This window comes from Sphingobium sp. GW821-FHT02B05 (assembly GCF_059421905.1).
Genome location: NZ_JBWKVW010000003.1, coordinates 107,500 through 118,595, shown reverse-complemented (window position 1 = coordinate 118,595; position 11,096 = coordinate 107,500). Strand labels below are relative to the sequence as shown.

8 protein-coding genes and 1 pseudogene are annotated in these 11,096 nt (G+C 65.2%); 6 read left to right on the top strand and 3 right to left on the bottom strand.

The genetic code is table 11. The annotated features are described in order from the left end of the window. On the bottom strand, nt 1-432 hold the full coding sequence (locus AC07UX_RS12805; RefSeq protein ID WP_495192399.1) for a c-type cytochrome: 432 nt from the start codon (nt 430-432) through the stop codon (nt 1-3). Between the two features lie 115 nt (nt 433-547). Between AC07UX_RS12805 and AC07UX_RS12800 the strand changes: the two genes are divergently transcribed. Next, a complete protein-coding gene (locus tag AC07UX_RS12800) occupies nt 548-1,996 on the top strand; it encodes a helicase HerA domain-containing protein (protein WP_495192398.1) in 1,449 nt (482 codons plus the stop codon). Beyond that, nucleotides 1,996-2,466 (top strand): low molecular weight protein-tyrosine-phosphatase, encoded by a 471-nt coding sequence (locus AC07UX_RS12795; RefSeq protein ID WP_495192397.1) that lies wholly within the window; start codon nt 1,996-1,998, stop codon nt 2,464-2,466. Before AC07UX_RS12800 ends, AC07UX_RS12795 begins: the two co-directional genes overlap by 1 nt. On the opposite strand, the gene AC07UX_RS12790 is transcribed toward AC07UX_RS12795, so the two are convergent. Beyond that, nucleotides 2,463-3,476 carry a LacI family DNA-binding transcriptional regulator gene (locus tag AC07UX_RS12790; RefSeq protein WP_495192396.1) on the bottom strand — a complete coding sequence of 338 codons (1,014 nt, stop codon included), beginning with the start codon at nt 3,474-3,476 and terminating at the stop codon, nt 2,463-2,465. The genes AC07UX_RS12795 and AC07UX_RS12790 overlap by 4 nt on opposite strands. 276 nt (nt 3,477-3,752) lie before the next feature. Between AC07UX_RS12790 and AC07UX_RS12785 the strand changes: the two genes are divergently transcribed. Both AC07UX_RS12785 and AC07UX_RS12780 read left to right on the top strand, forming a co-directional pair. Beyond that, complete coding sequence (locus AC07UX_RS12785) at nt 3,753-5,876, top strand: sodium-translocating pyrophosphatase (RefSeq protein WP_495192395.1); 2,124 nt, start codon at nt 3,753-3,755, stop codon at nt 5,874-5,876. A gap of 219 nt (nt 5,877-6,095) precedes the next feature. Then, entirely contained in the window at nt 6,096-7,091 is a 996-nt protein-coding gene (locus AC07UX_RS12780; protein ID WP_495192394.1) for a sensor domain-containing diguanylate cyclase, read from the top strand. 25 nt (nt 7,092-7,116) lie between these two features. Here the strand turns inward: AC07UX_RS12780 and AC07UX_RS12775 are convergent. Then, a pseudogene (locus AC07UX_RS12775) lies at nt 7,117-7,284 on the bottom strand (hypothetical protein); the annotation flags it as partial. A gap of 190 nt (nt 7,285-7,474) precedes the next feature. Here AC07UX_RS12775 and AC07UX_RS12770 point away from each other — a divergent pair. Both AC07UX_RS12770 and AC07UX_RS12765 read left to right on the top strand, forming a co-directional pair. Then, nucleotides 7,475-8,167 (top strand): DUF2490 domain-containing protein, encoded by a 693-nt coding sequence (locus AC07UX_RS12770; RefSeq protein ID WP_495192393.1) that lies wholly within the window; start codon nt 7,475-7,477, stop codon nt 8,165-8,167. A 93-nt stretch (nt 8,168-8,260) separates the two neighbouring features. Next, nucleotides 8,261-10,999 carry a DNA methyltransferase gene (locus AC07UX_RS12765; protein ID WP_495192392.1) on the top strand — a complete coding sequence of 913 codons (2,739 nt, stop codon included), beginning with the start codon at nt 8,261-8,263 and terminating at the stop codon, nt 10,997-10,999. Nucleotides 11,000-11,096: the final 97 nt, after the last annotated feature.

The window sequence follows — 11,096 nt, the reverse complement described above, 5'->3', positions numbered from 1 at the left end:
TCAATCCGACTGCCGTTTCAGAAAGGCGATGATGTCCGCCCGGTCGAGCGGATCGCGGATGCCGGCAAATTGCATGTTGGTTCCGGGCACCAGTGCGCGCGGATTGGCGATCCAGGCGTCGAGCGTCGGCGCATCCCACCGCCCGCCGGCCTCGACCATTGCCGCGGTATAGCCGAAACGCCCGCTATGCTGCCCCATGGGCTGGCCGAAAACCCCGTAGAGATTGGGACCGCCGAAATCGGGCGCGCCCTTGCTGGCCTTGTGACACCCGGCACAGACGCCGAACTTGCGCGCGCCCGCATCGGCATCCGCCACCTTGAGCAGCGCGTCCAGCGACGGATTGGGACCGGCGGCGCGCAGACGCTCTTCCCGCCGATCGTCGCCGCAGGCCGAAAGCAGCAGGATCGCCGCCGCCACAAAATGAAACCGCATGCGCATGGTCCGACCGCCTGTAGCGCAGCGATGGCATGGCGCATAGCGGACCGATTGTCCCGCCAGTCCATGAGCGCCCTTGCGCTCCCCGCCTCCCTTGGGCCAAAGGCGTCCTGTGACCGCCAGCATCAGCATAGGAACCGACCATCACGGCAAGGACGTGCTGGTCGATGTCGAGGAATTGCTCGCCACCCGTCTGCTCGTTCAGGGCAATTCCGGGTCGGGCAAGTCGCACCTCCTGCGCCGCCTGCTGGAGGAAAGCGCGCCGATGGTGCAGCAGGTGGTGATCGACCCCGAAGGCGACTTCGTTACGCTGGCCGATCAATATGGCCATGTGGTGATCGATGCGGGCGACTATAATGAGCGCGAGATCGTCAAGATGGCGACACGCATCCGCGAACATCGGGCTTCGGTCGTCCTCAGCCTCGAATCACTGGAGCTGGAGGCGCAGATGAAATGCGCCGCCTCCTTCCTCTCCACGCTGTTCGATGCGCCGCGCGACCATTGGTATCCCGCCCTTGTGGTGGTGGACGAAGCGCAGATGTTCGCGCCCGTCTCCGCCGGCGATGTGTCGGACGAGGCACGGCGGCTCAGTCTCGCCGCCATGACCAACCTGATGTGCCGGGGGCGCAAGCGTGGCCTCGCCGGCGTGATCGCGACGCAGCGCCTCGCCAAGCTGGCCAAGAATGTCGCGGCCGAAGCGTCCAACTTCCTGATGGGCCGCACCTTCCTGGACATCGACATGGCGCGCGCGGCCGACCTGCTGGGCATGGAGCGGCGGCAGGCGGAGCAGATTCGCGATCTGGAGCGCGGGCGCTTCCTGGGCCTTGGCCCCGCCATCGCGCGGCGGCCGGTGGCGGTGAAGATCGGCGCGGTGAAGACCGGCACGCGCGGCGGCACGCACAAGCTGATGCCGCCCCCGGTCACGACCGGCGGGGATTTTCAGGAAATGCTGTTCGCGCGCGTCGAGGAGGAGGCGCTGCCGCCGCCCCCGCCCCGGCCCGAGCCGACCGCCCGCCCGGCCGAGGAAATCATGCGCGCGCTGGCCGACACGCCCTCTGCCAAGCCCGCCGCGCCGGAACTGGATTTCGGCGAGAATGAACCGGTGGTCATCGCCGTGCTGGAGGATATCGTCGCCGATCTGGGCGATGCCGCGCCCAGCGTTGCGGCGCTCTATCAGGATTTCGGCGTACGCTGCCGGATGAAGGGCCTCAAGCGCTCCCCGCTCGACCTGCCCGCCTTCCGCAAGCGCTTTGCCATGGCGCAGGCGGGGATGGCGGACGCCGACGACCCGCGCTGGCAGGATGCGATCCGCGCGGCGGAGCCGGTGCCGGAGGATATGCTCGCCCCCTTCCTGCTGATCGCCCGCGCCGCGCTGGACGGGCAGACCTGCCCCGACGATGCGGCACTGGGCCGCGCCTATGGCACCAGTTCGCCGGGTCGGGTGCGACGGCTGATCGACTATATGGAGAAATTGGGCGTCATCGTCGCGCGCACCGATTTTTCGGGCAAGCGCTCGATCGGCGTGCCGGGCCTGGGTCTCTCGACGGCGGCGGCGGATTGATGGACGCGCCGTCGGTCCTGCCCGCCATCCTGTTCGTGTGCCTGGGCAATATCTGCCGGTCGCCGCTGGCCGAGGCGGCGCTGCGGGCGGAGGCGGATAAGGCCGGCGTCGATATCCTCGTGGATTCGGCCGGCACCGGCGACTGGCATGTCGGCAGCCCGCCCGATCCGCGCGCGCAGGCGGTGGCGCGGCGCCATGGCATCGACATCGGCACCTATGCCGGGCGGCAGGTCCGCGCCGAGGATTTCCGCCGCTTCACCCATGTCTTCGCGCTGGACGCGGAGAATCTGAAAAATCTGCGGCGCATCCGCCCGTCGGATGGAACGGCCGACCTACGCTTGCTGATGGACATGGTGCCGGGGCGCGAGGGGACGGGCGTGGTCGATCCCTATTATGGCGACGATGCCGGGTTCGACCTGACCTGGGACGACGTCACCCGCGCAGCCAGAGCGATCGTCGCCAGCCTTTAGGACGATTCCCGCACCAGCAGTTCGGGCACTATCCGGACCGATCCGGCGTCCTCTCCGTTGATCCGGCGGATCAGAAGATCGACCAGATGATGCGCACCCATCTCTATATCCTGGCGGATGGTGGTGAGCGCAGGGCGGGCGAGCCGGGCCAGCGGGATATCGTCGAAGCCGATAATCGACAGGTCGCGGGGCACATGCAGCCCCTGCTGCTCAGCGGCGGCGATCAGGCTCATCGCCACGACATCGGATGCGGCGAAAATGCCGTCGGGCCGGTTGCCCGCCGCAAACCAGTCGCGCGCGGCCTCTTCGCTCGCTTCGGGCGTCACGGGACTGCGTATCAGCGCCACATCGCTGCGCAGGTCCGACGGCAGGCCGGCGAGAAAGCCAGCATGGCGCGCGGCAAATTCAGGCACGCCCACATCGCCGAAAAAGGCGAATTTGCGCCGCCCCCGATCGACCAGATGCTGCGCCGCCAGCCGGCCACCCGCTTCATTGTCGGCGCCCACCGTGACGGGGCCATCGCCGGGCGCCTGCTCGCCCCAGACCAGCAGCGGCCGATAATGGCGGGCGGCCCGCGCCAGCACCGCGCCCTGACCCGACTGGCCGATGACGATGACGCCATCGGTGCGACCGGTGCGAATGAACGTATCGAGCCAGTCATCCCGGTCCGGCACCACGCGGGAGAGCAGCAGGTCATATCCGCGATCCGTCAGCGCATCGGCCAGATGGCCCAGCATCGTAAGGAAAAAGGGATCGGACAATGGCTGCCCGCGCGCATGGCCGAGCGGCATCAGCACGGCGACCGCACCGGTGCGGCCCAGTCGCAGATTTTGCGCCGCGACATTCATGCGGAAGCCATGATGGTCGGCCAGCGCCTGAATGCGCTCCCGCGTTCCCTTGTTCAGCGCGCCCTTGCCGGTGAGCGCGCGCGACACGGTGGACACCGACACGCCCGCCAGGCGCGCCAGATCGGCGATGCTTTTGAGTGGCCCGGAACCCTGATCGTCCATGGTCGCAGACTAAGGGAAATCCGGCGCCTTCACAATCTTTGGCCGGTCGGCCCTGACGATCAGCCATCTTGACGTAGGCTGTCGGGCCTGTAGCTTCTCGCCACCCTATTCTCAGCCGGTTGGAGCGCTTGCGATGCGCATGGTCCAGTTGCTGATTGACGCGGTGCCCGATGCCGGACCGCCCTCGTCCGGCCGCCCGCCTTCATGCCTTTCGCCTGCCCGTCATTCCCTGCGGAGCGGCGTGATGAAAGCCATAACAGGGGGAGAGGAACATCCATGCAGATTGTCTATATCGCCATAGGGTGCGGCCTGCTGGCCGTACTCTACGGGCTTTTCACCAGTCGCCAGGTCTTGAGCCAGCCACCCGGCAACGACGTCATGCAGGCGATTGCCGGCGCGATTCAGGAAGGGGCGAAGGCCTATCTGGGCCGCCAATATACCACCATCGCCATCGTCGGCGTGGTGGTCGCTGTGCTGGTCGCCCTGTTCCTGGGCGTCACATCCGCGGTCGGCTTCCTGATCGGCGCGATCCTGTCGGGGGCGGCAGGGTTCATCGGCATGAACATTTCCGTGCGCGCGAACGTCCGCACCGCCGAAGCCTGTCGCGGCACGTTGCAGAGCGGGCTGACCGTCGCCTTCCGCGCCGGGGCCATCACCGGCATGCTGGTGGCCGGCCTTGCCCTGCTCGCGATCAGCCTGTTCTTCTGGTATCTGACCGGCCCGGCCGGCCATGCGCCCGACGACCGGCTGGTGATCGACAGCCTCGTCGCGCTGGCCTTCGGCGCGTCGCTCATCTCCATCTTCGCGCGGCTGGGCGGCGGCATCTTCACCAAGGCGGCCGACGTCGGCGCGGATCTGGTGGGGAAGGTCGAGGCCGGCATCCCGGAGGATGACCCGCGCAACCCCGCCGTGATCGCGGACAATGTCGGCGACAATGTGGGCGACTGCGCGGGCATGGCGGCCGACCTGTTCGAAACCTATGTCGTCACCGTCGGCGCCACCATGGTGCTGACCGCGCTGCTGGTGACGGGCGTGGACAACGCCTTTCTGCTGAAGCTCATGGCCCTGCCGCTGATCGTGGGCGGCGTGTGCATCATTACCTCCATCATCGGCACCTATATGGTCCGTCTGGGCGCCAGCCAGTCGATCATGGGCGCCCTCTACAAGGGGTTCTGGACCACGGCGATCCTCTCCATCCCCGCCATCTATGTCGCGACCCGATATACGCTGGGCGACCTCAATGCCGTGTTCGGCGCGGATCTGGACGGGGTGGGCGGCTATACCGGCATGGCCCTCTTCTGGTCGATGCTGGTGGGCCTCGCCGTCACCGGCCTGCTGGTGGTGATCACCGAATATTATACCGGCACCGCCTATCGCCCGGTCCGGTCGATCGCCAAGGCATCGGAAACCGGCCATGGCACCAACGTCATCCAGGGGCTGGCGATCAGCCTGGAATCGACCGCGCTGCCGACTTTGGTGATCGTGGTCGGCATCATCGTCGCCTATCAGCTGGCGGGCCTGATGGGCATCGCCTTCGCCGCCACCGCGATGCTGGCGCTGGCCGGCATGGTCGTGGCGCTGGACGCCTATGGCCCGGTCACCGACAATGCCGGCGGCATCGCGGAAATGGCGCATCTGGACGATAGCGTTCGGGTGAAGACCGACGCGCTGGACGCGGTGGGCAACACGACCAAGGCCGTGACGAAGGGCTATGCCATCGGCAGCGCGGGCCTGGCCGCGCTGGTATTGTTCGGTACCTTTACCGAGGATCTGGACTATTATGGGTCCGCGCTGGGTCTGACCCAGCCGGTCGATTTCTCCTTGAAAAACCCCTATGTCATCGTCGGCCTGCTGCTGGGCGCATTGCTGCCCTATCTGTTCGGGGCGATGGGCATGACCGCCGTGGGCCGCGCGGCCGGCGACGTGGTGAAGGACGTGCGCGACCAGTTCGCCACTAACAAGGGCATCATGGAAGGGACGTCGCGCCCCAACTATGCCCGCACGGTGGACCTGGTCACCCGCGCCGCGATCAAGGAAATGATCGTGCCCAGCCTGCTCCCGGTACTGGCGCCGATCGTCGTCTATTTCGCGATCGCTGCGGTGGCCGGCAGCGACAACGGCTTTGCCGCGCTGGGCGCGCTGCTGCTGGGCGTCATCGTGTCTGGCCTGTTCGTCGCCTTGTCGATGACTTCGGGCGGCGGCGCATGGGACAATGCCAAGAAATATATCGAGGACGGCCATCATGGCGGCAAGGGCAGCGAAGCCCATAAGGCAGCCGTGACCGGCGATACGGTCGGCGATCCGTACAAGGATACCGCCGGCCCGGCGGTCAACCCGATGATAAAGATCACCAATATCGTCGCGCTGCTGCTGCTCGCCGCGCTGGCGCATGGCGGCTGATCGACCGTGAAGGGGATGGAGGTGCAGCGCCGCCTCTCCTCCCCTCATCTCTGGCCCGCCCGGTCGGGCGGGCCTTTCCCAACCCGATCATTAACCCTTTCTTCAGGGGAGGGGCGCAGTCTGCCGCCGTGGTCGGCTGGTTAGGGGGCGGGCCGCACCGCAGCTTATGTCCCGCCATGGCGATGTCGGCATGGCCCAGTTCGAGCAGCGGATGCCCTGATGATGCACGCGATTGTGAATGACGAACCCGGCCGTATCGCCGCCCTGCACCGTTACGACATCCTCGATACGCCGTCCGAAGGCGCGTTCGACAAGATCACCCATCTGGTCCGCACCCTGTTCGGTGTGCCGATTTCGGCGGTGTCCCTGATCGACAGGGACCGGCAATGGTTCAAGTCCCATCCGGGTCTGGACATATCCGAAACCCCGCGCGACCTGGCCTTTTGCGACCATGCGATCCGGCAGAACGATCCCCTGATTATCGCCGACGCGCAGCAGGATGCGCGTTTTCGCGACAATCCGCTGGTGACGGGCGATCCGGGCATCCGCAGCTATGCCGGCGTGCCGCTGCGGACCCCCGACGGCTATAATATCGGGTCGCTATGCGCCATCGACACTCGCGCCAGGGATTTCCCGCCCGAACAGATGGAAATCATGAAGGGTCTGGCGGCCATCGTCGTCGAACAGATGGAATTGCGCATGTTGGCCGAGCGCGATCATCTGAGCGGAGCCATGACCCGCCGGGCCTTCGTCGCCGAAATCGACAAGCGCATCGCGCTGTTCGTCCGCCACCATCGCCCCGCCGCGCTGGTCATCCTGGACATCGACCATTTCAAGCAGATCAACGACAGCTATGGCCATCCGGTCGGCGACCGGGTGATCGAGGCGGTGGCGCAGCGCTGCGCCGAACTCTCGCGCCCCAGCGATTCGCTCGGCCGCATCGGCGGGGAAGAATTTGCGCTGTTGCTCCCCGAAACCAGCGAGGCGGACGCACTGGCCGCCGCGCGCCGTTTCTGCACCGCGATCGCGGACATGGTCATCCCCAACGATCCGCCGCTGCGCGTCACAGCGAGTTTCGGGGTGGCCGCGATCGGCCCCGGTCGCATGACCAGCCAGGACTGGCTCTCCGCCGCCGACGCCGCGCTCTACGAAGCCAAGCGCGGTGGCCGCAACCGCGCAGTGCTGGCGCCGCTGGCCGCCGAGTGCGCCGCCTGATCAGAAGTCCCGACACATATTGACCGCCCAGCGCGATCGCGGTGCCCCAGGCCGGTATCTGGTAGCCAGACCACAGGCCCGCCTGATGGCGCGGCGCGTTGGGGAAGTGCCCGCCCACGGCATTGTCGATCGTCTCGCCCGGCGCGCCATCGGTGATGCGCGCATCATTATAGGCGTAGTTGGCAGTCAGCACCCCGTTTTTGCGAATAGATTAGCGCGCATGTCTCTGTCATTTTCGAAGGCTATGGCAGGGCAGACCGTATCCGGCCACGATGACGTGCCATGGAGAAATGATCGTCATATTTTAGAAATATAAATGACACTTATATGTCATCTGATGGTCATATTGGATGCGGCAAGCCGCCAATGGGAGGATTAACGCCGTGCGCGCCACTCGTCTTTGCCTGTCGTCCATCGCCGCCCTGCCCCTTCTATGGGCCGCCACGACGCCCGCGCAGGCCAGCGAGGATGAACAGCTGTGGACCACGGCCGGCGCCACGGTGAAGCTGGACGATCATTGGCGCCTGTCGCAGGAAATCGTCGCCCGCTTCAGCGACGATCGCCAGGGCCTGTATGAAATCGAATCCAACACGCTGATCGGCTATAAAGTGTCGAAAGCGGTGACGGTCTGGGCCGGCTACACCCATGATCCCCAATATAGCGCCGGCGATTTCACCGTGATGGAGCATCGCGGTCGCCAGCAGGTCACCTTCGACAATATCGCGAAGATCGGCCGCGTCTCCATCAGCGCCCGGATGCGGTTGGAGGAGCGCTGGCGCGACGGGGTGGACGGCACCGCCTGGCGACTGCGCCCCTATGTGAAGCTGGTCATGCCCTTCCGTGAGGGCGGGAAGACCGCGTTGCTGCTCAGCCATGAAAGCTTCATCGACCTCAACAAGACCAATTTCCAACGGGTGCAGGGCGAAGAGCGGATGCGCAACCTGATCGCCATCACCACCCCGGTCGCGAAAAATGTGAATGCGGAAATCGGCTATCTCCACCAGCATGGCTTCCGCCCCGGTGCCGACGACAGCAACGACCATGTAGCCTCCTTCTCCCTCAGCTTCAGTTTCTGACCGGCGGACGATCATCCATAACGGATTCAACTCAGCTTTGAGATAGCCCGTTGATCCGCCAGCCTTTTCCCGCTTCACCGGGGGAGGGAAAGCATGCGTCTCAGCTGGCCGGAAATTCGTGCGAACGCCGCCCATTTTTCGGAGGAATGGCGCGGTAAAGGCTATGAAAAGGGCCAGACCCACAGTTTCTACGACGAATTTTTCGCCATTTTCGGCGTTCCCCGCAAACAGGTGGCCGTTTACGAACAACGGGTGAAGGCGCTCGATACGCGCCGTACCGGCGGCTTTATCGACCTGTTCTGGCCCGGCATGCTGATCGTCGAGCAGAAGAGCATCGGCCGCAATCTCGACCGCGCCATGGCACAGGCGCTGGATTATCATGACTGGCTGCCGGAAGCCCAGCGGCCGCGCCACATGATGGTGTGCGATTTCCAGCGGTTCGAACTGCTCGACCTGGAAACGCGCCGGCACTGGCACTTCCCGCTGCCCGATCTCAAACGCCATGTCGAGGCGTTCGACTTCATCCTGGGCGCCAAGCCGCAATTGCTGCGCAACCAGTCGCCGGTCAATCGCAAGGCGACCGACCTGATGGGGCGCCTGCACAATGCGCTGGCCGCCCAGGGCTATGTCGGGCACGATCTGGAGCGGTTGCTCGTGCGCCTGCTCTTCATCCTGTTCGCCGACGACACCGGCATATTCGAGCGGCGCGAGCAATTTCTCCTCTTCCTCGAAACCCGGACCAGCGCCGATGGCCGCGACCTTGGCCGCTGGCTGATCGAATTGTTCGAGGTTCTCGACACCCCGCCCGATCGCCGGCAGCGCGGTCTGGACGCGGACCTGGCCGAATTTCCGTACATCAACGGCGCGCTCTTTTCCGGCCGCATCGCCACGCCGGTTTTCGACCGGGCCATGCGCCAGATGCTGATCGACGCCAGCATCTTCGACTGGGGGGAGGTATCGCCAGCGATTTTCGGATCACTGTTCGAAAGCGTGATCGACACGGTGACGCGCCGCAAGCAAGGCGCGCATTACACGCCCGAAGAGGCGATATTGAAGGTGATCGGCCCCCTTTTTCTGGACGATCTGCGTGCCGAGTTCGACCGCGCCTGCGCGTTGCGATCGGGCCGGGACGCCGCGCTGCGGCGCTTGCAGGAAAAGATGGCGGGCCTCAGCTTCCTCGACCCCGCCTGCGGCGCGGGCAATTTCCTGGTCGTTGCCTATCGCGAACTGCGCGAACTGGAGCGGGAGATCATCCGCGAACGGCTGATCGCGGACGGCCCGGTGCAACAGGTGCTGGACGTCGCCGACTTGACCCGGCTCAATGTCGATCGCTTCCATGGGATCGAGATCGACGAATTTCCGAGCCAGATCGCGCAGGTCGCGCTGTGGATGACCGACCATATCGCCAACACCCGGCTGGGCGAGGATTTCGGCCGCCCCTATGCCCGCATCCCGCTCGTCACCGCGCCCAATATCCGCCATGGCGACGCGCTGGAGACGGACTGGGCGGACCTGCTGCCGCCCGACCGGTGCAGCTATATTTTCGGCAATCCGCCCTTCATCGGCGCCAAATATCAGACGGACATGCAGCGCACACAGCTGCGTCGCATCGCCGGCCTGCCCGGATCTGGCGGCACGCTCGACTATGTCGCCGGATGGTTCGTGCAGGCCGCCCGCTTCGCCGCAGCCGGCGGCGGCCATATCGCCTTCGTCGCCACCAACAGCATCGTGCAGGGCGAACAGGTGGCGCAGCTCTGGCCGCTGCTCTTCCGCGAAGGGATGGAAATCGCCTTCGCCCACCGCCCCTTCGTCTGGCCTGGCCGGGCGGCGGTGCATTGCGTGATCGTCGGCCTCGCCCCGCAGGCCAGCGCGCCCAAGGAAAAGCGCCTGTTCAGCTATGCCGATGCGAAGGGCGCACCAGTGGAGACACGCCATAATGCGCTGACCGCCTATCTGTTCGACGCCGGCGCGGCCGACCGCCATCTGGTGGTGCGGGAGGAAGGGCGGCCGATCAACGGTGCGCGGCGGCTGAAGACCGGATGCCAGCCGATCGATGGCAATTTCTACAAGCTGGATGCCGCCTCATATGCCGCCTTGCTGGTGCAGGAGCCGCAGGCGCACGATATCATCAGGCCCTATGTCGGAGCGGACGAGTTCATCAACGATAGGCAACGCTGGATACTCGCGCCGGCGCTGGCATCCCCATCGCAGCTTCGCTCGATGCCCATGGTCCTTGACAGGGTGAAAGCCGTTCGGGAATGGCGCCGGAAAAGCAAGAGAGCCGCGACACGGCTGGCGGCCGATACAGCTGAACAATTCGGGATTTCCGTCATTCCGGAAACAGCATTCCTCGCCATTCCGCAAGTCTCTTCCGAACGCCGGGATTATGTGCCTATCGGATGGCTCAATCCCCCAACCATTCCGAGCGAGAAACTCCGCCTGCTGGAAAATGCCTCGCTCTGGGAGTTCGCCATCCTGACCAGCCGGATGCACATGGCCTGGATGCGGCAGATTACCGGCCGGATGAAGAGCGACTATATGTACTCCGTCGGGGTGGTCTATAACACATTCCCTTGGCCCGATGTCGAAACGCAACGCGATAAGTTGGAAATGCTCGCACAAGCCGTCCTCGACGCGCGCGCATTGCTCAAAAATGCCGGATCCACTTTGGCCGACCTCTATGATCCAGACACCATGCCGATCGAATTGCGCCGCGCGCATCGCGATCTCGATCAGGCGGTGGACCGGCTCTATCGCCGCGCGCCCTTCCTGTCCGACCGGGCGCGGGTGGAGCATCTCTTCACCCTGTATCAGCTGCTGGCCAACCGGTGATGCCGTCTGTCCTACAGGCGCGAAACATGGCACTATCTTGCATGTCCATGGCCCCATCGCACCGCGCAACCAAATATCGGAAATAGGAATTTAAATG